Raw genomic sequence first — 21474 nt, forward strand, 5'->3', positions numbered from 1 at the left:
CTTAAGGAGCGATGAGTAATGACTATTCATAAACACCAGCATATACACCATACGATTCATGATATGAAATCCCACATGCATTATGGCTGGGATCGTGATCGAAAGCCTATCTTAGAGATTGATCCTGGTCAGTCGGTGGGCTTTGAGATTTTGGAGTGCTCAGGTGGTCAGCTTACAAGAAACGCAAAGGCAGAGGCTTTAACCCAGTTAGACTTTGAAACGCTTAACCCTGTGTCGGGACCGATATATGTAAAAGGAGCTGAACTGGGAGATACGCTAGAAGTTGAAATCTTAGACTTTAATTCCTTAGAATGGGGCTGGACTGGGGTTATCCCAGGGTTTGGTCTATTAGCGGAGGACTTTAAAGAGCCTCTGTTGAAAACCTATGACTTGAGCCATCGTCATAAAACAGAGTTCTTACCCGGAATAGAATTATTTATTAAGCCATTTCCAGGGACAATTGGTGTTGCGCTTCCGGAACCTGGTCACTTTAGTGTGGTCCCTCCTCGCAAAAATGGTGGGAATCTTGATATTCGTCATTTGACGGCCGGAACAAAACTGTATTTGCCAGTATGGGTGGAGGGGGCTCTCTTTTCTGTTGGTGACACACATGCTGCTCAAGGGGATGGTGAGGTGTGTGGCACTGCTATTGAGGCTTCTATGGAAATCAATGTCCGCTTTAAGCTTCATAAAGGGAAGAGGATTGCTGAACCCCGTTATGAAATTCCAGGGCCACCGACTCCTGAAGCAGATAGTCGAGGCTATTATGTTACAACAGGGCATGGTGAAGACCTTTTTAAGGCCTCGCAGAACGCCATTCGCTATATGATCGAACATCTCGTTGACACCTATGGTCTCACCCCGGGTGATGCCTACATGTTATGTAGTGTTGCGGTGGATCTAAGAATTAACGAAATTGTAGATGCCCCGAATTGGCTTGTTTCAGCTTTTTTACCGAATGCCATATTTAAATGATTCAACATGGCGAGAGTGATGCTAAATAGCTACATTGAAACATGAAACAGATTGAGGATTGCGGAATAATTTAATTTGTGTTAAAATTTATTCAACTTAAACGAACGGAGGCTTTGACTGATGGCAGATTTCTTGAAATTTCGATTGGAACCTTTGACTCACTAATTGAATAGTGCTCAAAGACTCTGCGTGTGTGGAGTAATCGGGATTGGTCTGCCTTTTTAAGAAAAAGCCTATAGTAAGGGATAGATAGGGCCTGGTGGTATATGGAAGCTTTAGTGGAACGCCATCCTTGTCTTGTTTTACCTCGTTATAGTTATAAATGGACTTAAAAAAGAGGAGCGAATCTGCCCTCTTTTTTGTATGCAGAAAATAAGGGATCAAACGTGAACTCAGGTTTTTTCTTGGACCCTTCCGTTACTCTCCGCAGATATCAGGCGATAAAACGGAGGGATAAATGTATGGAATCAAAACAAAGATCGATTATCGTTGGAGTGAAGCGTCAACAACAAAATGATTTTGATTATCTAATGAAAGAATTAAAACAGCTCTCGATCGCGTGTGATATGGAGGTTGTAGGAGAATTAACACAGTCACTGCAGCGGGTGAATACCTTTCATTATATTGGAAAGGGGAAACTGAAGGAATTAAAGCTCTTACTTGAGGAAACGGGCTCAAGTTTAGCGATCTTTAATGATGAATTGTCAGCTTCACAGATCCGTAATCTTGAGTCGGAGTTGAATTGTACTGTTTATGATCGGACGATGCTTATTCTCGATATCTTTGCGAGGCGCGCCAAGACCCGTGAGGCTAAACTTCAGGTTGAGGTGGCTCAGCTTCAATATCAGCTTCCGCGCTTAATTGGCAAGCGAGAGTCCTTAGGGCGGCAAGGTGGGGGAGCAGGTCTTAAAAACAGAGGATCGGGTGAAACCAAATTAGAGCTCGATCGCCGGAAAATTGAAGGAAGGATTGCAGCCTTGAATAAGGAATTGGAGCGTCTTGTTTCAGAGCGGCACACCCAGCGGAGTCAGCGACAAAAGAACCAAGTGCCTGTTGTGTCATTAGTAGGGTATACTAATGCGGGTAAATCTACTATCATGAATGCGATGGTTGACCGCTTCAACCGGGGCAAGAATAAGCAAGTCTTTGAGAAAGATATGCTGTTTGCGACATTAGAAACAGCGGTGAGACAGATACATTTACCTGATAACAAGACGTTCCTTTTATCGGATACGGTAGGCTTTGTTAGTGGCTTACCTCATGAGCTTGTTAAGGCGTTCCGTTCCACTTTTGAAGAGGTTATTGAAGCCGATGTGCTTATCCATGTCGTTGATTATTCTAATCCAAAATTCGAACAGCATATTGAAGTGACACAAGCGACATTAAACGCTATGGGGGCTACCGACATCCCGGTAGTATATGCCTACAATAAAGCGGATTTAAAGGCCATTGATATTCCAAAAGTTGATGGCAAGAGTGTGTTTCTCTCAGCGAAGCAGAACATCGGCATTGACGCGTTAATTGAAGAGATTCGCGCCTACCTCTTTAAAGATTTTGTGCAGTGTGAAATGCTAGTGCCCTTTGATCAAGGTCAATTAGTTTCCTATTTTAATGAAACGGCCAATGTTCTTTCAACACGTTATGAACAAGAAGGGACGATCCTTAGGCTGGAATGTCATCAACAAGATTTTGATAAGTATCAGGAGTTTGTCATTTGATATCTCGAGTTAACCCCCTCAGGAATTGCGAGACTTTTAATTTCAGATCGAGAATTCAATGCATCCATGATGCTTAATTATTCAAAGAGTTCCTATTTTTGTAGGAGCTCTTTTTATTTTTGCTTGGAGAGTAACGGTGGACCTCATTAAAGGGTCTACTAATAGGAGAAAAGACTCTTGAATTCCAAATGAATTCGAGAGTCTTTTTTTCTTCTCCTACTTTTGGCTTAGGGATATAGAAAGAGGATGAATCACTAAATAAATATAATTCGTCAAGTTTTACCTATAATTTGTTCCTTTTTCCGCAAAGGTCTTATGATTAAAATAGAGATGTAGAAAGAACTTGAAGCAAAAAAGAAACCGCTTTCCGATGAAGGGGGGGATAGGAAATGCGAGTTTTGAGAGATTTTTGGAAGAATAAGGCCTTTCTATTGATGGTATTGCCGGGAGCATTGTGGCTCATTCTATTCTTTTATGTCCCTGTAACCGGAAATATTGTGGCCTTTAAGAATTTCAAATATTCCGATGGCGGATTCTTTAAAAGTTTGATGGATAGCCCATGGGTAGGATTTGATAATTTCAAATTCTTATTTACCTCTAACAATGCTTATTTGATTACAAGAAACACAGTGCTTTACAATTTTGCATTCATTGTTTTGGGGACTATCTTTGCTGTCTTTATTGCGATTGTTCTGAGTGAAATACGTTCGAGGAAAATGAAAAAAATCTACCAGACCTCGATGTTATTCCCTTACTTTTTATCATGGGTTATTATAAGCTATTTTGTTTACGCTTTTTTAAGCCCGGACAAAGGATTGCTGAATAGCATCATTGGAGCCTTCGGTGGGGAAAATGTGAATTGGTATAACGAACCAAAGTATTGGCCGTTTATCCTTATTTTCTTAGGAATATGGAAGGGTGTCGGCTATAACAGTATCATTTACTTTGCAAGTATTTTGGGTATCAATTCGACATATTATGAGGCGGCAATGGTGGATGGAGCCTCAAAATGGCAACAGATTAAAAATGTGACCATTCCGCAACTGGTTCCACTTATTTCAATTCTATCGATCTTAGCTGTCGGCAACATCTTCAGGGCGGATTTCGGTTTGTTTTATCAGATCCCAAGAAATTCGGGGGCTTTATACGAAGTCACCAGCGTTCTAGATACTTATATTTATAATGGATTAACGAGTACAGGAGATATTGGAATGACAGCTGCTGCAGGTCTCTATCAATCGGTAGTCGGATGTATTTTAGTTGTCGGTGTCAATTTATTCATGCGAAAGTTTGATGAGGAATCAGCGCTATTCTAATGAAGGGGGGAGAAAAGCAAATGAGTAAAAAGAAAATCAGCCAGGTACGTGTGCAATCTTTTGGTAAAAAGTCAGATATTATTTTCAACATTTTAGTTGCCTTGCTTGCCTTTTCATGTATCTTCCCATTCATTTTTGTCATTATCATCTCCTTTACAAGTGAGCAATCACTTTTAGTACATGGTTATGCATTGTTTCCAAAGGAATGGAGTTTAAAAGGGTATACTTATTTAGCAGATTTAAAGGGTCAAATCTTGCAATCCCTTTTTATCACAGTATTTGTGACTGTCATTGGGACATTAATTAATGTGACGTTTACATCGACGTATGCTTATGCCATTGCAAGACCGAATTTTAAATACAGACGGTTTTTTACGATCTTTGCGTTGATCACGATGCTGTTTAGTCCTGGAATGGTTCCAAGTTATATCGTCATGACTACATTACTTCATTTGAAAGATACGGTATGGGCACTGATCCTTCCGATGGCATTAAGTCCTTTCAACATTATTGTGATGCGGACGTTTTTTAAACGGACAGTCCCTGAATCGATCATTGAGTCGGCACGTATAGATGGGGCTAGTGAGTTTAGGACGTTTACAAAAATTGTTTTGCCACTTGCGGTTCCTGGGATTGCAACGATCAGCTTGTTTGCTGCACTGGGGTATTGGAATGATTGGTTTAATGCGTTGCTCTATATCCAGAGTGATAATCTCGTTCCCTTGCAGTTCCTGTTGATGAAGATTCAAAGTAATATAGATTATATGACTCAAAATGCAAGTTTAAGTGCTAATTTATCTGGAGGAATGGCTTCGATTCCGAAAGAAGCAACGAGAATGGCTATGGTTGTTATTTCCACATTGCCGATAGCTTGTAGTTATCCGTTCTTCCAAAGGTATTTTGTAAGCGGATTGACTATTGGTGGTGTAAAAGAATAATTTTTCTTTGTATAAAAGGAGGCGTTTCAACATGAGACGTTTGAAGAAATTAACGATTGGTCTTGTTGGGATTTTAGTATTAAGTCTCTTGATGGCAGGGTGTGGCAGTCTATCAGGAAATGCAAGTAAAAATACCGATTCAAAAAAAGGCGTTACTACTTTACTCATGTACCAAATTGGCGATAAGCCAGAAAACTATGATCAATTGATGGATGCTGCCAACAAGATTGTAGAGAAAAAAATTGGGGCACGCATTAATTTGCAGTACATTGGCTGGGGCGATTATGATAAGAAGATGTCTGTTATCGTTTCCTCAGGAGAGAACTATGATATTGCCTACGCAAATAACTATGTTGCCAATGCACAAAAAGGGGCTTATGCAGATTTAACAGATCTCGCACCAAAATATGCTAAAGAAGCTTATGATATGTTAGATCCTGCTTATATCGAAGGAAACAAAATCAAAGGTAAGTTATATGCTTTCCCTGTAAATGGAAACGTATACGCTCAACAAATGCTCACATTCAATAAACAATATCTTGATAAATACCATTTAGACATTTCAAACGTTAATTCTTATGCTGATCTTGAGCCACTATTGAAGGTCATTAAAAAGAATGAAAAAACAGTGATGCCTATTGCGGCGGGTCAAGGCTTCCATGTAGAATCTGATATGGATTACCCACTCAGCAATGGCATGCCATTTGCTGTTGATCTCAAGGGTGATCATACAAAGATCATCAATCAATATGACAATGAAAGAATGAAGCAAGATTTAAGAACGATGCACAAGTACTACCAAGAAGGTTATATTGCTAAGGATGCAGCAACAAGCAACACAGATTATCCACTTGATGGAAACACTTGGTTTGTACGTCAGGAAACACAAGGACCTTATGACTACGGTGATACACTTCTCACCACCACTGCTGGACAACCTTTAGTGTCACGTCCGTTAACAGATGCTTACAAGACTACAGGGCAAGCGCAAATGGCTAACTTTGTCGTATCAAGTAACTCAAAACATAAGGAAAAGGCAGTCGAATTTTTAGGATTGTTAAACTCTGATCCAGATTTATTGAACGGTCTAATCTATGGTGAAGAAGGTAAAGCTTGGAAGAAAGTCGGGGATAATAAGGTCAAGCTTCTCGATGGCTATAAAGCCAATAACCATATGGCTGCTTGGAACACTGGAAACAACAAGATTGTCTATGTCCAAGATTCGATTACCGATCAACAAATCAAGGAAAGAGACGAAAATATTAAAAATGCTAAGCAATCCCCAATCCTAGGGTTTAACTTTAATACGGATTCTGTTAAGACAGAGATCACTAATATTTCTAATGTGATGAGCCAATATTTAGACGGACTTAACACAGGGACATTAGATCCAGATAAAGCTATCCCAGAGATGGATGCGAAACTTAAAAAAGCCGGGTACGATAAAGTTTTAAAAGAAATGCAAAAACAATTCGATGAATTCCGGGCTTCAAAAGAATAGAGAAAAGGGAAAGGTGCGTTAGCTTAGGCTGACGTGCCTTTTGTCCAAAAAAAAAAGAAAAAAGACCGACGAGGAAAATAGGTCTTTCTTAGATAGGGCTTTGGTGGAAGTGATCTTTTTTTAGTCAGTCAATAAAGTTTTCGAAGCAATAAACGGATTGGTAGAAAAACGCGTCTTCATTAATGAGGACTTGGTGTAAGCCACGTTTTTCTTAATTGCATTATAATGAGGTGGGATCATCATGCTAGGAAAGTTTTTAGAGGGATTGTTTCATAGGGTCTATACGTTATTAAAGCTCAATTTATATTTTTGGCTGTTAACTTTAATGGGGGCTTTTGTTTTGGGGATAGGACCTGCCTTTTTAACCGTGGCGCAATTGTTCATTCGTTATAAATGGGAGTATAAAGAAATAAACTGGAAGACTGTGATGACGACTTATAAGGAAAGTATGAAAAGAGGGAACCTCTTTTTTTATTGTTCGAGTCTCATTATGTTGATATTTGTGTTAAATTTATATTACTCTATTCAACTGAAACATATGGTGTTTTTAATGATAGACTTCTTGCTCATTTTCGCGATGGTAATTACGTTCGTGACTTATATCTATGCGCTATTTATTGAGTCTAAATACGAAACATCTATTAAAAATATATGGCAGCTTTCCTTTATGATGTTTTTCATGGATTTCTGGACATTGGTTAAATTCTGTATCGTGGTCTGTGGGATTGGGTGGTTAACCTATCATAGCCCTGCTCTTATATTATTTGGGAGTTTTTCTTTGCTGATTGCACTCTTACATTTTTTCTCAAAGAAAGTGTTTGAAAAACTAGAACAAAGGCTTGAATTCGTAGCATAAGGATGAGGTAAATTGGGCAGTAAATATTTTATTAATTCGTTGATCAAGGTGTATTCAATGATTCTTATTATCGCTGTGACGGTTTTTGCGATATTAATAAGTTATTTCACCTATCAAGAAAATCAACGCACTTCTTTAGAAACTGTCCGGTTATCTGCCAATAGGATGGAGAATATTCTAGTGGAACATGAGAAGACACTAGATCAGGCAGTGACAAATTTAACCTCTAGCCAGACCATTATTAATAATCTTTATCAATATTTTGACCTGGATATAGCGGATTATTTGCAAAAAAGTTTAAGCGCTCAAAAGGAAAATGAGCCTTTTATTTATTTACCGAAACTTATAACTGAAATGTATTATATGGACAGTGATATTGATTCCATTGGAGTGGCATTGGATAACTATAAACAAGTTTATTATTCTGATCGGAAAAATAAGGCGGGAAAGAAGTTTAAACAATATCCACGTGAAGACAATAAAGTGATTTTCACGAAGCCGTTGATCGATTCGAATTCATTAAGACAAATTGGAACACTGTCGATGACCTTTAATAACAAAGAGTTACAAAAAGTGGTTGATAACTATGGTGACCATTCTTCACTGCAAGTGTTTGTGATTTCTAGTACGAAAAAGCAGATTTATCATGATCAGAAGGCATCAGATAAAGCCACTTTACAAAGGCAGATTCAAGATGATCTTATTGAGGATTCACACCTTAATCTGTCACAGTTAAAGAAAGACTATTATGTAAAAAGTGTCCAAACAAAAAATGATTTTCAGATCCTTTCGCTCATAAGCAAGCGTGATGTCTTAGTGAAATCGATTAAACGTTTGTTGCTGTTTTTGCTTGCGAGTATGGTTCTTGATGCCATATTGCTATTTACACTACGAAAAACATTCAAGCGGTATACCGTTCAAGTGGAAGATATCCAGAAGGTGACAAGTCAAGTTTCAGTTGGTAATAAGGACCTCCGCATTAATGAAAAAACAAAACAAGGAGAGCTTAAAGAGATATCGATCAGTATTAATCAAATGTTAGACGGGATTAATCGTTATATCAAGGATATTTATGAATTGGAAATTAAGCAAAAGGATGCACATATGCGGGCTTTACAGTCGCAAATTAATCCTCATTTTCTGTACAACACACTTGAATATATTCGTATGTACGCTGTGAGTGAAGGGGCAGATGAATTGTCCAATGTGGTTTACGTTTTTGCAAGTCTCTTAAGGAATAATATTTCGCATGAGAAAACCGTGTCTATAAGGCATGAACTTGAGTTTTGTGAAAAGTATGCCTATCTCTATCAAATGCGCTATCGTGACCGCATTGCTTATAGTTTTAAAATTTCAGGAGACCTTGGTGAGCGTTCCATTCCTAAGTTTACTTTGCAACCGCTTGTTGAGAATTTCTTCGTCCATGGTATTGACCATACAAGGATTGATAATGTTATCAGTGTGAAGGTTTTTGAGGAAGACAATCTTAACCATATTATCATTCAAGATAACGGTACGGGGATTGAGGAAGAGAAATTAGCTCAAATTAATCAATTGCTCGCGGGTTCCAGTGAAGAGACTGTACTCGGAGATTCCATAGGGATTCAAAATGTGAATGAGAGATTACGTGCGTTTTTTGGAGAAGATTATGCTATGTCATTTAGGAATAATGATTTGGGTGGCCTCACCATTGAAATAATATTTGGAGAGGAGGAATAACGATGTATCAGGTGCTTCTCGTAGACGATGAATATATGATTTTAAAAGGATTACAAAAGTTGATTTCATGGAATGATTTAGGGTTTGAAATTGCTGCTGTAAAAAAGAATGGGAAAGAAGCTTTGGAATTTGTCAGAACGCACGATGTTGATATTGTCATTACGGATGTGACCATGCCCATTCTTTCTGGTATTGATTTTATTAAGCAGGCGCAACAAGAGGGCCTTTACTTTAGATTTATTGTCCTTTCAGGCTATGAAGAATTTAACTATGTGAAGGAAAGCTTACGATTAGGGGCAGAAAATTACTTAATAAAACCTATAGATAAAGATCAGCTTATTGAATCGTTAAAAAAGTGCGTCAAGGAGTTTGAGGAAGAGAAAGTCAGAATGCAAGGTGAAGTTTTTCTATTTGAGCATCTGTTAAGACGGTGGGTTAATGATGATATTGATTACATGGATTTAAAAAGATTGTCTTCTAACCTGGGAAAGCCAATTAAAGGCGAGCATTATAATGCGATTGTCTTTCAGAACCATAAGCCCTTACACGAACAAATCCGATCATTATTGGATGAAAGAACGGACATTTATTATTTTCATGATTATGATGAAAATAAATGGGTTGTGTTGTATTATGGAAATCTTGAAGGTCTTGATCATTTCCTTCATATGATCAAGGATGTTTTCAATTCTGAGGATATATGTCTTGGTGTTGGGGAAACCGTCGATAATATTTCTGATGTGTATCTGAGTTATGAGCATGCTGTAAATAGTATTCATCTTCATTCTTTTTATCGGATGACAGGAAATCATCAGCAGATGGACTCGAGTGGAAAAATTCCTAATCTTTCTTTTGTCGGCTTTAATGAGGCACTGGTGATCAGAGATATAGATACGATAAAAGAGGAAATTGACCATCTTCTTGCCAACTTAAAAGAGTCTCCAGCGCCTCCTGACTATACGAGACACATTATTTTCCTTATTTTTATGGACATCTATAGGCAGTTTGATATTCTCGATGAAGCCTTCTATCAGCATACGGTAGAGAAGATTACGAAGGCAGCGTCTTTTGAAACATTGCGCGCGTTGCTAGAGGATGTCTTGAGTGAAATTGTCAATAAAAAGGGAAGTCGGATCTACAGTCCTAATATCCAAAAGGCTTTAAAGATCATTCATGAAGAGTATCAACAAGACCTATCATTAAAGTATGTCGCGGATCAATTGCACTTAAACGTGATGTATCTGGGGCAATTGTTTAAAAAGGAAACAAAGAAAAGCTTCTCACAATATCTCAATCATTTTCGCATTAAACTCGCACAGGAGCTTCTGTTAAACTCAGGATATAATGTTAATGAAATTACTGAGAAAATTGGGTATACAAGTTCGGGGTATTTCTATAAGAATTTCAAAAAAATTTGTGGCCTTTCGCCTAAAGAATTCCGAGAGGTATATAAGCCGATGTATAATCCTGTTGATTCATAAAAAGCGTCACATCGAGGTTTCTACGATGTGACGCTTTTTGTATTTGTTAAGGAAAGTACTACCTTCAACCATTCCTAAAAGGGTCACTTAGCGCTTTGTCACTGAATTAAGGGGAGCTGTTGAACGTTTTTCAGAGAGAGAAAATGGGCGTTCGTCGTTTGAGTAAGATTGATGTTCTGGAACAAGCCCTAAATCGAATTGAATCTCGGCCCCTTCTTTTAAGAGTTCATGAGTGAAGAAGAGTTTAGAGTATGGCTGATGATTGACCGTCACTTGATGAACAAAGTTAAATTGTGGTTCATTATGGGAGGTCTGAATGGTAACCACTTTTTGATTTGGCAGATGGATGTTTACAGTATCAAACAGTGGAATGCCGAGAACGTACTCGCCACTGCCTGGACATACAGGATAAAAGCCCATGCTGCTAAAAATATACCAACCGGACATACTGCCATTATCCTCATCACCGGGATAACCTGTCGAGCTACTATCAAAGAGCTGCGTCATTAACTGTTTTAAAAGCACTTGAGAGGAGCTAGGATCATCAACATAATTAAACAAATAAGGGAGATGAAAGCTTGGTTGGTTTGACAAAGCGAGTTGACCAAAGTCGACGGCTGCCATTTCGCTCATTTCATGAATCTCAAACCCGTAGCCTTTGACATCAAACGTAGGCTCTTGGTTGCATAAGTCTGCCAGTTTTTTACGGAACACTTCTTTGCCACCATGGGCCTTGATTAAACCCGCAATATCATGGAACACTGCAAAACTACTTTGCCAGGCGCTACCTTCTGCATAATCCAATCCCCAGCTAGTGTCTTTAAAGTTCTCTCTAAAGATGCCGTCCTTGTCTTTTGCTCTCATAAAGCCCGTCTCTGGATCGAAGAGATTAAGATAATGATAAGCACGTTTTTCATAAGTATGGGCGAGTTCTTCTTGGTTAAGGTGCTGAGCAACCCGACTGATGCAAAAATCACTGTAAGCATAATCTAAAGTGTGGTTAACACTTTCATGGTGATCGCTCGGAATATAACCGTATTTCAGGTAATCTTCAGTCCCTTGACGTCCATATTTTGAATTAGAACTTTGCGTCGTCGCGGTTCTGTTCATCGCCTCGAGGAACTCTGGCATTAACGCCTGACCAATCCCTTTATTGGCAGCGTCAGCAATGACAGCGTCGATAAGTGTGCCTGGCATGATCCCACGTTCATCAGGGGAAAGCCATTTTGGCAAATAGCCTGTTTCCCGATAGCTATTTAAAAAGCCTTGAAGCATCTCTTCATATTCCTCGGGAATGATTAAGGAGAAGAGAGGGTAGACCGAGCGATAGGTGTCCCAAAAACCATTATTAGTATACATGACGCCAGGCTTGATCTGTCTACTGGTTGTATCATAATGCATCGGTTCTCCAGCTTCGTTGTTTTCATAGAACTTTTGTGGAAATAAAAATAACCGATACATACAATGGTAGAACGTTTTGATGAGCGACATGTCACGATGAGAAACCTCAATTTTATTTAAATAATATTCCCATTGGGAGGCTGAAGTCGCTTTGAGTTGGTTAAAATCGTAGGGCACGAGTTCACGATTCAAATTTAATTGCGCTTGTCCTCCATGGATAAAAGAAGTGGCTAATTTCGTCTCCAAAGTCTTTGTATGATCTAATGAAAAACGCAATAAAAGGGTCTTGTCCTCACCTTGACAATCGATCGCGTTTTCAAAGGTTCCATCTGTTAAAAAGAACCCTGTCTGTTCACGATCAATGGGTTGGTTAAATTGTATCATGAAGTACATTTTAAATTCAGGGTCCTCACAGCCAGAGAAGTTAGAGAGAAAGCCGCTGACTTGTTGTTTTTGCGGGTCTATAGAAACTTCTGAAAGACCCGGAAAGTGTAAAAACATCCCTGGCAAGGTGTCCTGTTGATAATGGGAGCGGATGATAGCACCATAAGTTGTAGGTACAAGTTCATTCGTAATTTGATAACGCCATTGTTTAATTTGTAAATAATGAGGTTTAAATATAGCACTCTCTGGACGATAGGAGCTTTGATAATGAAAAAGGTCACTGTTTGAAAAATGTCCGGAGACTGGTGTCATGAGAAAATGGGAAAAATCCCCCATCCAAGGGCTCGGTTGATGGGTTAAACGAAAACCTTGAAACACACGATCCCGTGGGTTAAAGAACCAGCTTCCCTGGTCGTTTTTTGTTTGGGGAACAAAGAAATTCATTCCAAAGGGAACGCCAGTGTAGGGCAAAGTATTTCCATTTGAATAGCTATGTTGATTATCGGTGCCTTGACGTGTATCTATAAGGTCTAACATTTTCTTCTTCCTTTCTTTACTTAGTGGACTCCCGTGCAATAAGCTCGACCGGGACAACAATGGTATTTCCTTCACTTTGAGTATTTTCGATGAGATGAACCAGTTGTTGGGCGGCTTGATAGCCGATGTCCTCAAAATTTTGAGAGATAGTCGTTAATGCAGGATCTATTAAACTCGCGGCCTGAATATTATCAAAGCCAATAATAGAGAAGTCTTGAGGGACTTGATACCCCATTTTCTTTAATTCCTTCATTAAATAAATAGCAATAATATCATTCTCTACCACAATTCCAGTGACGTTTTTCTCCTTTAACTGCTTGATGATCGGGCCATAATTGTGAGGGTCAAATTCAATTTCCTGTGAATGAAACGATAAGTGAGCCTCATGAATCGCTTTGAGATAGCCAAGATAGCGATCGCGAATGGTAGAGCTTACATTATTACTTTGACTTGAAAAAAAGGTAATCCTTTGGTGCCCGTGCTGGATTAAATAATGCGTTGCGAGATAACCCCCTTGAGTGTTATCTGATGTCACTGAAGTAAAAGGAATCCCTTCAACTTTTTTATCAAGAATTACGGTCGGAAACCTTTCGAGATAAAGTGAGTAGAGAATATCCAAATGCGAGGTTCCAATTTCAGGATAAAGAATGAACCCCGCAAATTGTGACAAAATCGTTTTGGGATCTAATTTATCCAAAAAAGCATTCGGTTGAATTTGAATCGTATAAGGCGTTTGCTCAATATAACGACTAATGCCCAGTGTGTAATCGCCTAATCCAGGATTATCAGGAAAAGGCAGAATAAAAAGAATCACATTGGACTCTTTTGGTAGACTCTCTGCAACGAAACTCCCCTTTCCTTGAATTCTTTCAATTAAATGCTGATTTTCAAGTTCGGTTAAGGCACGTTTTGAAGTGATACGACTCACATCGTATTGCTTCGAGAGTTCTAGCTCGGTCGGAACCTGATCACCTGGTTTTAAGTCCCGAGAGCGAATTTTTGATGTTATATCATCGACAATTTTTTGATAGAGAGGTTGTTTTCCCATAGTTATGCTCCTAAAATGATATATCATATTTATTTTAACATAAATTACCGGACAGTAAATATGTTTTAATAAAAAACGCTAGACAAATGGTGTTATAAAACTTAAAATGAGTATAAATGATATATCGAATTTATTTTGGAGGATTAAAAATGGCATATCAAAAAGAAGTTTCACAAGTAGTTACTGAATTTATGAGTATGATGACCCAAAAGTGCGGGGAGGACCATGCAGACTGGGCGGTCAACTTTAATGCCTGTTTTGCTAATACATTGGAGACCACAGTTGAGCGTTTGGAAGATCAAACCACCTTTTTGCTAACGGGAGATATACCCGCAATGTGGCTCCGCGATTCAACAGCGCAAGTGAGACCTTATTTAGTACTTGCCGAAAAAGATCCTGCTATTGCTGATATGATCGCCGGTCTTATTGAGCGTCAATGTCAGTTTATTTGTTTGGATCCCTATGCAAACGCTTTTAACAAAGAGGCCAATGGTGCAGGTCACCAATCTGATTTAACGGAAATGAACCCATGGATATGGGAGAGGAAATATGAGATTGATTCCTTGTGCTATCCGATGCAATTAAGTTATTTATTTTGGAAGGCTACCGGGCGTACGGATCATTTTAATGAGACCTTTCGGGCAGCAGTGAAAAAAGTCATTGAGGTTTGGGTAGTGGAACAAGATCATTCCCAATCCCCTTATACATTTGAAAGAGAGACAGATAGAAAGGAAGATACGTTAACACGTCAGGGGCGAGGTCCAGAAATTGTGCCAACGGGGATGACCTGGTCGGGCTTTCGTCCAAGTGATGATGCATGTATATATGGGTACTTAGTGCCGTCTAATATGTTTGCTGTTGTGGTCTTACGTTATTTAAGTGAAATTTATCATGTGGTTTTCCACGAAGAAGATCGTGTAAAAGCGTTTGAAAAGTTAAAGCAAGAGATTCAGAGTGGCCTTGAAGCCCATGCGATTGTTCAGAATAAAGAAGGGCAAAGGGTTTATGCTTATGAAGTGGATGGAAAAGGGAATTACAACATTATGGATGATTCCAATGTGCCCAATTTATTATCGGCGCCTTATCTCGGTTATCTTGACGCTTCAGATGAAGTTTATCAAGCCACACGTCGCACGATTTTAAGTTCGGAAAATCCGTACTTCTATGAAGGTCAATATGCTAGAGGCATTGGGAGCTCGCATACCCCTGAAAACTATATTTGGCCGATCGCCTTGGCGATGGAGGGATTAACAGCCACTGATAAAAAGGAAAAGGAACGGATCTTAGATTTGTTAGTGGCTTGTGATGCTGGTACACATTTAATGCATGAGGGATTCGATGTTGATAATCCTAATAACTATACCCGTGAATGGTTTTCCTGGGCTAATATGATGTTCTGCGAACTCGTCATGGATTACTTTGATATTCGGGTGAAGAAATAATAACCTGCCTATTCATAAAGGAGTGTAAGGATGAAAAAAGTTTATATAATTTCGCATAGTCATTGGGATAGAGAATGGTATCTTCCTTATGAGCAACACCATATGCGCTTAGTCCAACTCATGGATGATTTACTTGAACTCTTTGAAAAGGATCCTGAGTTTAATAGCTTTCATTTGGATGGGCAAACCATTATTTTGGATGATTATTTACAAGTGCGTCCGGAAAAAAGGGAGGCCGTTCAAAAATATATTCATGAAGGTAAACTAAAAATTGGTCCATTTTATATCCTGCAGGATGATTTCTTAATAAGTAGTGAGTCCAATGTGAGGAACATGTTAATTGGCCATAAAGAAAGTCTAAAATGGGGAAGTCCGGTTAAGATTGGCTATTTTCCAGATACTTTCGGAAATATGGGGCAAGCACCACAGCTCATGCAGCAGGCGGGAATTGAAGCCGCTACATTTGGCCGCGGGGTGAAGCCGACAGGATTTAATAATGTCGTGATCAATGATGAAAAATATACCTCACAATTCTCAGAGATGTGGTGGGAAGGCGCTGATCATTCCAAGATTCTCGGTATTTTGTTTGCCAATTGGTACAGTAATGGTAATGAAATTCCAGTAGAGAAAGAAGCGGCGAAAAGATTTTGGGATCAAAAGCTCAAGGATGCCACCCAGTTTGCTTCAACTGATCATCTGTTAATGATGAACGGCTGTGATCACCAACCGGTTCAGAAAGACGTCACTCAAGCCATTAGAGTGGCTAATGAATTATATCCGGATATTGAGTTTATCCATAGTAATTTTGAAGATTACTTAGAGGCGGTCAAACAGGATTTACCAGAAGAATTAAGTACAGTTGAAGGTGAATTGACGAGTCAAGAGACGGATGGATGGTACACGTTGGCGAATACGGCCTCATCTCGAATTTACCTCAAACAGGAGAATACAGAGGTGAGCCGCCTGCTCGAAAATATTACTGAGCCGCTTGCGACCATGGCCTATTCTAAAAATGGGGACTACCCACATGACACACTAGATTATGCTTGGAAGTTATTATTACAAAACCACCCGCATGATAGTATTTGTGGATGTAGTATTGATGCGGTTCATCGCGAAATGATGACGCGTTTTGAGAAGGCAAAAGAGGTAGGGAAATTTATTAAGGATGAAGCGGCAGAAGCACTCGCGCAGCACATTGATACTTCGGCGTTTCCAGAACAGAGTCGTCCGTTTATTGTCTTTAATACCTCTGGAAGCCCGAAAACGGGAATTGTTGAAGTAGAAATAGAGTGGAAGCGTCTTGCCTTTTCAAGTGGGCGACCTGATCAGCTTTATAAAGCATTAAAGGAGGAACCGCTTCCTGCTTTAAAGGTTATTAATGCACAGGGACAGGAGATTCCGGCTCATATCAGTGATAAGGATGTTCGTTTCCATTATGATTTGCCTAAAGACCGTTTTCGCCAACCCTTTATGGCGATGTATGTGACAGTTCAACTCCATATGCAGGATATGTTGCCTCTTTCTTGGCATAGTTTTGCCCTTGTAGAAGGAAGGACTCAGTTGGCTAAGTCTTCACCTATTGTCCAGGCGGGTGGGCGTACTTTAGAGAATGATCAATTAAAGGTTCAAATCGAAGATACTGGGACGTTAACCGTCACGCATAAAGCGACTCAAGAAACCTATTCTAATCTGTTAGTGTTTGAAGACGTTGGCGACATTGGTAATGAATATATTTTTAAACAACCTAACGGGGATGAAGCGATTTTATCTACTGATGGCAAAACAGAGGTCACTGTTGTTGAAAACCATGAGCTTTATGGCGAAGTGTTACTCACACAACAGCTTCAAATTCCTGTTTCTGCGGATGAAACCCTAGAAGAGGAACAAAAAGCGGTCATCGAGTTTCGTCAACGCCAGGCCGGAAGAGCAAAGCAAATGAAGACGTTGGAATTAAAGACAGCGATCAAGCTCGACCGTTACGGTCAGCAGCTTCAATTTGAAACCTCATTTGATAATCAAATGAAGGATCATCGACTACGGGTACTCTTTCAAACGGGGATCCAGGCGGATGAGCATGAGGCCGATAGCATCTATGAAGTGGTGAAAAGACCTAATCAGGTCAATGAAACTTGGCAAAATCCAACCAATCCTCAGCATCAACATGCTTTTGTTAATCTCAATGACGGCAGGCATGGTGTAACGGTGGCTAATTATGGCTTGAATGAATATGAAGTGATTGGAGATACAATTGCGTTAACCTTACTACGTGCGGTCGGTGAGTTGGGCGATTGGGGGTATTTTCCGACCCCAGAGGCCCAGTGTCAGGGTGAACATAAAGTCCAATACGCTATTGGTTTTCACGGTGAAACCGATAAATTGGCTTCCTATCATGAGGCGATAAATTTTCAGATTCCGTTTACCAGTCAACCCACCGATCGACACGCGGGAGAATACGAGGCGGACCATCAGTTTGTCGAGCTAGAAGGAGAAGCTTTTAGACTCACTGCCTTTAAGAGAAAGGAAAAGGGCAACCATACGATCTTGCGAGGGTATAATTTAACTACTGAAAGGCGTCCTGTCTCGGTAAGGTTGAAGGGGAATCAACCGAAGCGTTGTAATTTACTAGAAGAGGTTCAGACTGAATCTCTTGAACCTGAATTAAGGCCTGCTGAAATCGTGACCTATATTTGGGAAGACTAATTTAGGGCGCCATCACCCCGTTCTTTCCATCAGTTGTGTGGAAGGGGCGGGGATTATTTGATTTAATTGAACTTACTGCAAATGAAGTTCAATTGACCTTTATTTATGTGTAACTTTCCAACAAGGGGATAGTGTTGCAGGAAAAAGGGAATGAGGGAGTTATCCTAAAAATCCATTATTTTTTTCAGAAAGTCCTCAATAAATAGAGAATATTATTATATAATCAAAAGGATAGAAACTTTTCGAAAACGGGGTGAGTAGATGAGTAAAAAGTTGAAAGTAGCTGTTGTCGGTTTAGGGACAATGGGTAAAGTTCACGCAGATGCTTGGGCTCATATAGAACATGCCGAATTAGTCGGTGTGTGTGATTTGGATCGGGTAAAAGCGGAGACGATTGCTGAAAGCTACGATGCAACACCATATCAAGATCTTAGCGAAATGCTGGAACAGTCTAATGTAGATGTTATCGATGTCTGTTTACCGACATACCTACATAAAGAAAATGTGGCGTTGGCGGCTCAAGCAGGCAAACATGTCGTCTGTGAAAAACCTTTGGGATTGAATGTACAAGACGCTCAGGACATCATTTCTGTCTGTGAAGACCATGGGGTTCAGTTGTTTGTTGCCCAAGTCGTTCGCTTCTTCCCAGAATATGCCCAAGCCTCAGCAAAAGTCAAAAGTGGAGGCATAGGGAAACCAGGGGTTGTCCGGTTGACACGGGGAGGAGGATTTCCTCGCGCGTGGGAGGATTGGTATGCGGATGAAGCTAAGAGTGGGCGACTCATACTCGATTCCATGATCCACGATTTTGACTGGTTAAGATGGACCTTTGGTGATGTTGAAAGAGTCATGACACGTCGAGTATCGCGTTCAGATGAAGATCGCCCTTTGGAATATGCGCTAGTAACTTTACGTATGGAAGATGGGACGATAGCACATGTTGAAGGAACTTGGGCCCATGCCACTTTCCATACTTCATTTGAGCTCACAGGTGACAAAGGGATGGTGGTCCATGATAGTGCGGTGAGTGCCCCGTTATCTGTAAGTCTTCATCATAATGAAGGAGATGCGAGCAAGAACGGCGTTGCAGTGCCCGAGAGCCCTCTTAATGAAAATCCATATTTACGCGAGTTGAAGCATTTTGCTCATTGTATTTTGACAGGAAGTGAGCCGATTGTCACGGCCTACGATGCGTTAAAAGCCGTTGAGATTTCTCAAGCAGCCTTAGAGTCAGCCAAAACAGGTCAACCGGTCGTACTTGCAAAAATGGGAGGTGGTGTGAGATGAAAGTTGGAATCATGAGTTTTGCGCATATGCACGCTTTTACTTATGCCGGACTATTATTAGCACATCCGGATGTGGAATTAACAGCGATTTGGGATGATGACTTTGAAAGAGGAGACAACGCAGCTGAAAGATTTAAGAGTACTTTCTATGCTGATCGAGAGGAATTTTTGGCGCTTGATCTGGATGCCGTTGTCATTTGCTCGGAAAATAGTAGGCATCGTGACCTAGTAGTACAAGCAGCAGAGGCTGGGAAACATATATTATGCGAAAAACCTATTGCAACGGAAATTGAAGATGCGCGAGAAATGATCGCTGCCTGCAAAAGAAATGGTGTTATCCTACAAATTGCTTTTCCTGTTCGGTTTGCGCCTTCTATCAGCAGGGCAAGAACCATTATTCAATCGGGTCAATTAGGGGATATTCTTGCTGTTAAAGCAACGAATCATGGGCAAATGCCAGGCGGATGGTTTGTAGAAGAGCCTCTATCCGGTGGCGGTGCAGCCACGGATCATATTGTTCACGTCATGGATATCATTCGCTGGACCTTACAAACAGAAGTTAAGGATGTCTATGCTGAACTAGACACCCGTTTTTATGATATTGATGTAGAAGACTGTGGGACGGTTTCCTTAGCGCTTGAGTCTGGGGCCATCGCAACCATCGATCCCAGCTGGTCTCGACCTAAAACATTCCCAATGTGGGGAGACGTCACGTTAGAGTTTGTAGGAACAAAGGGAACATTGTCTGTAGATGCTTTAAAACAATCCAGCACTTACTTTAATGATCAAGAGAGTAAGGTTCAAAATCTGGGCTGGGGAGACGATATGGATCAAGGTCTGATTGATGACTTTGTTCAATGTGTCAAAATTAAAAGGGAACCTTCCATTACAGGAGAAGATGGATTGAGAACATTGGAAGTTGTTAAAGCAGCTTATCAATCGAGCACTGCTAAGCGAACCGTTCCTCTAGAAAGAGTGCACGTTTAATTCTGGTGACGCGTCTCAACACACCTCTTAGTGATAGGAATCACTGAGAGGTGTGTTTTACATTATGAATTATAAAATCATCATTATTGACGTAGGAGGAGTAGCATGCAAACCACTTTATTAGATGACTTTATAAAAAGGGTTGAGAAATTGCAACTCAATGTCCATGGCATCATGGTGACTCAATTCGGAAAAACGTGGGGTGAACACTATTGGACTGCCGATGAACCACATGTTCTTCATTCGCTAAGTAAAAGCTTTACATCCTGCGCAGTGGGTATGGCCGTCTCGGAAGGAAGGTTATCATTAGGGGATAAGGTTATTGATTTTTTTCAAAAGCACACTTTACTCACTGCTGATGAAAAAATCAAGGCACTCACGGTTCGACATCTGTTGACCATGGCCCATGGACGTCACCAACCAATCATGATGTCTGATCAACGTGAGAAAATAAAGGAGCGAGATTGGGTACATTATTTTCTTAACTATCCGCTTGATCGAATGCCAGGAGAGACTTTTGTCTATGATACAGGGTCAACCTATATGCTTTCAGCTATTATTCAGGAGATAACAGGGCAGACACTGAGAGATTATTTAGTGCCGAGACTCTTTCAACCTCTGGGCATTGAAAATCCGCGATGGGATACCTGTCCGAGGGGACGATCACTGGGAGGGGCAGGACTATATCTGAGAGTGTCCGACATCTCCAGGTTCGGCAATATGCTATTAAATAATGGGGTTTGGGAAGGGAAACAATGGGTACCGGAAGATTATTTACAGGAAGCGACTTCTAAACAAATCTCTAGTGGGAATGGAGAAAATGGACCAGATTGGTTGCAGGGTTACGGCTACCAATTCTGGATGTGTCGGTACGGTGCTTATCGTGGTGATGGTTCGAATGGTCAGTTTTGCATTGTTATGCCTGATTTATCAGCGGTGATAGCTATAAACTCACAAGAAGAAAAGATGCAGTCCATATTAGAGGGTGTCTGGGAATGCATTGTGCCCCACCTATAATTTTAAGCCGCCAAAGGAATAACGGGGATGAGTAGAAAAACTTTGATGAGGACTTGGTGGCTAAGGAGCATTTGACTTTCACTCTTTTCTAGGATAAAATGACCTCAATTCAAAAAAATGAGGGCAATGCTTTGTCTTTGACAACAACCCCGGGTGCGCTTTTGC

At 40.2% G+C, this 21474-nt stretch carries 15 protein-coding genes; 13 read left to right on the plus strand and 2 right to left on the minus strand.

The features are described from left to right. Window positions 1–18: 18 nt before the first annotated feature. From IEV91_RS07775 to IEV91_RS07810, 8 genes are all read left to right on the plus strand, one after another. The gene (locus tag IEV91_RS07775; protein ID WP_188496860.1) at window positions 19–975 is read left to right on the plus strand and encodes an acetamidase/formamidase family protein; all 957 of its coding nucleotides are present in this window, start codon (window positions 19–21) and stop codon (window positions 973–975) included. A 461-nt stretch (window positions 976–1436) separates the two neighbouring features. Further along, complete coding sequence (gene hflX / locus IEV91_RS07780) at window positions 1437–2693, plus strand: GTPase HflX (RefSeq protein ID WP_188496861.1); 1257 nt, start codon at window positions 1437–1439, stop codon at window positions 2691–2693. A gap of 389 nt (window positions 2694–3082) precedes the next feature. Continuing rightward, the gene (locus IEV91_RS07785; protein WP_188496862.1) at window positions 3083–4009 is read left to right on the plus strand and encodes an ABC transporter permease; all 927 of its coding nucleotides are present in this window, start codon (window positions 3083–3085) and stop codon (window positions 4007–4009) included. 20 nt (window positions 4010–4029) lie between these two features. Next, window positions 4030–4947, plus strand: coding sequence for a carbohydrate ABC transporter permease (locus IEV91_RS07790; RefSeq protein ID WP_188496863.1), 918 nt, complete (start codon window positions 4030–4032; stop codon window positions 4945–4947). A gap of 31 nt (window positions 4948–4978) precedes the next feature. Continuing rightward, window positions 4979–6448 (plus strand): ABC transporter substrate-binding protein, encoded by a 1470-nt coding sequence (locus tag IEV91_RS07795; RefSeq protein WP_188496864.1) that lies wholly within the window; start codon window positions 4979–4981, stop codon window positions 6446–6448. Window positions 6449–6689: 241 nt separating this feature from the next. Next, a complete protein-coding gene (locus IEV91_RS07800; protein ID WP_188496865.1) occupies window positions 6690–7304 on the plus strand; it encodes a YesL family protein in 615 nt (204 codons plus the stop codon). Between the two features lie 12 nt (window positions 7305–7316). Continuing rightward, window positions 7317–9023, plus strand: a complete 1707-nt coding sequence (locus IEV91_RS07805; protein WP_188496866.1) for a sensor histidine kinase — start codon at window positions 7317–7319, stop codon at window positions 9021–9023. Between the two features lie 2 nt (window positions 9024–9025). Further along, entirely contained in the window at window positions 9026–10504 is a 1479-nt protein-coding gene (locus IEV91_RS07810) for a response regulator transcription factor (protein WP_188496867.1), read from the plus strand. A gap of 87 nt (window positions 10505–10591) precedes the next feature. Here IEV91_RS07810 and IEV91_RS07815 read toward each other — a convergent pair whose 3' ends face one another. Both IEV91_RS07815 and IEV91_RS07820 read right to left on the minus strand, forming a co-directional pair. After that, complete coding sequence (locus IEV91_RS07815) at window positions 10592–12826, minus strand: GH92 family glycosyl hydrolase (RefSeq protein WP_188496868.1); 2235 nt, start codon at window positions 12824–12826, stop codon at window positions 10592–10594. A gap of 16 nt (window positions 12827–12842) precedes the next feature. Then, on the minus strand, window positions 12843–13874 hold the full coding sequence (locus IEV91_RS07820; RefSeq protein WP_188496869.1) for a GntR family transcriptional regulator: 1032 nt from the start codon (window positions 13872–13874) through the stop codon (window positions 12843–12845). A gap of 149 nt (window positions 13875–14023) precedes the next feature. Here IEV91_RS07820 and IEV91_RS07825 point away from each other — a divergent pair, with 149 nt between their 5' ends. From IEV91_RS07825 to IEV91_RS07845, 5 genes are all read left to right on the plus strand, one after another. After that, window positions 14024–15316: a glycoside hydrolase family 125 protein gene (locus IEV91_RS07825; RefSeq protein WP_188496870.1), complete on the plus strand. Its 1293-nt coding sequence runs from the start codon at window positions 14024–14026 to the stop codon at window positions 15314–15316. Between the two features lie 30 nt (window positions 15317–15346). Further along, window positions 15347–18019: an alpha-mannosidase gene (locus IEV91_RS07830; protein ID WP_188496871.1), complete on the plus strand. Its 2673-nt coding sequence runs from the start codon at window positions 15347–15349 to the stop codon at window positions 18017–18019. Between the two features lie 261 nt (window positions 18020–18280). Further along, window positions 18281–19306 carry a Gfo/Idh/MocA family protein gene (locus IEV91_RS07835; RefSeq protein WP_188496872.1) on the plus strand — a complete coding sequence of 342 codons (1026 nt, stop codon included), beginning with the start codon at window positions 18281–18283 and terminating at the stop codon, window positions 19304–19306. After that, window positions 19303–20292 (plus strand): Gfo/Idh/MocA family protein, encoded by a 990-nt coding sequence (locus tag IEV91_RS07840; RefSeq protein WP_188496873.1) that lies wholly within the window; start codon window positions 19303–19305, stop codon window positions 20290–20292. Before IEV91_RS07835 ends, IEV91_RS07840 begins: the two co-directional genes overlap by 4 nt. Window positions 20293–20397: 105 nt before the next feature. Then, entirely contained in the window at window positions 20398–21309 is a 912-nt protein-coding gene (locus tag IEV91_RS07845; RefSeq protein WP_188496874.1) for a serine hydrolase domain-containing protein, read from the plus strand. Window positions 21310–21474: the final 165 nt, after the last annotated feature.

Origin of the sequence: Pullulanibacillus pueri (assembly GCF_014639255.1) — a bacterium.
GTDB lineage: Bacteria > Bacillota > Bacilli > Bacillales > Sporolactobacillaceae > Pullulanibacillus > Pullulanibacillus pueri.

Bases quoted from the DNA above. Each gene is read 5' to 3' on its own strand.
- IEV91_RS07775 (WP_188496860.1), top strand. From the start codon at position 19: ATGACTATTCATAAACACCAGCATATACACCATACGATTCATGATATG.
- hflX (WP_188496861.1), top strand. From the start codon at position 1,437: ATGGAATCAAAACAAAGATCGATTATCGTTGGAGTGAAGCGTCAACAA.
- IEV91_RS07785 (WP_188496862.1), top strand. From the start codon at position 3,083: ATGCGAGTTTTGAGAGATTTTTGGAAGAATAAGGCCTTTCTATTGATG.
- IEV91_RS07790 (WP_188496863.1), top strand. From the start codon at position 4,030: ATGAGTAAAAAGAAAATCAGCCAGGTACGTGTGCAATCTTTTGGTAAA.
- IEV91_RS07795 (WP_188496864.1), top strand. From the start codon at position 4,979: ATGAGACGTTTGAAGAAATTAACGATTGGTCTTGTTGGGATTTTAGTA.
- IEV91_RS07800 (WP_188496865.1), top strand. From the start codon at position 6,690: ATGCTAGGAAAGTTTTTAGAGGGATTGTTTCATAGGGTCTATACGTTA.
- IEV91_RS07810 (WP_188496867.1), top strand. From the start codon at position 9,026: ATGTATCAGGTGCTTCTCGTAGACGATGAATATATGATTTTAAAAGGA.
- IEV91_RS07815 (WP_188496868.1), bottom strand. From the start codon at position 12,826: ATGTTAGACCTTATAGATACACGTCAAGGCACCGATAATCAACATAGC.
- IEV91_RS07820 (WP_188496869.1), bottom strand. From the start codon at position 13,874: ATGGGAAAACAACCTCTCTATCAAAAAATTGTCGATGATATAACATCA.
- IEV91_RS07825 (WP_188496870.1), top strand. From the start codon at position 14,024: ATGGCATATCAAAAAGAAGTTTCACAAGTAGTTACTGAATTTATGAGT.
- IEV91_RS07830 (WP_188496871.1), top strand. From the start codon at position 15,347: ATGAAAAAAGTTTATATAATTTCGCATAGTCATTGGGATAGAGAATGG.
- IEV91_RS07835 (WP_188496872.1), top strand. From the start codon at position 18,281: ATGAGTAAAAAGTTGAAAGTAGCTGTTGTCGGTTTAGGGACAATGGGT.
- IEV91_RS07840 (WP_188496873.1), top strand. From the start codon at position 19,303: ATGAAAGTTGGAATCATGAGTTTTGCGCATATGCACGCTTTTACTTAT.
- IEV91_RS07845 (WP_188496874.1), top strand. From the start codon at position 20,398: ATGCAAACCACTTTATTAGATGACTTTATAAAAAGGGTTGAGAAATTG.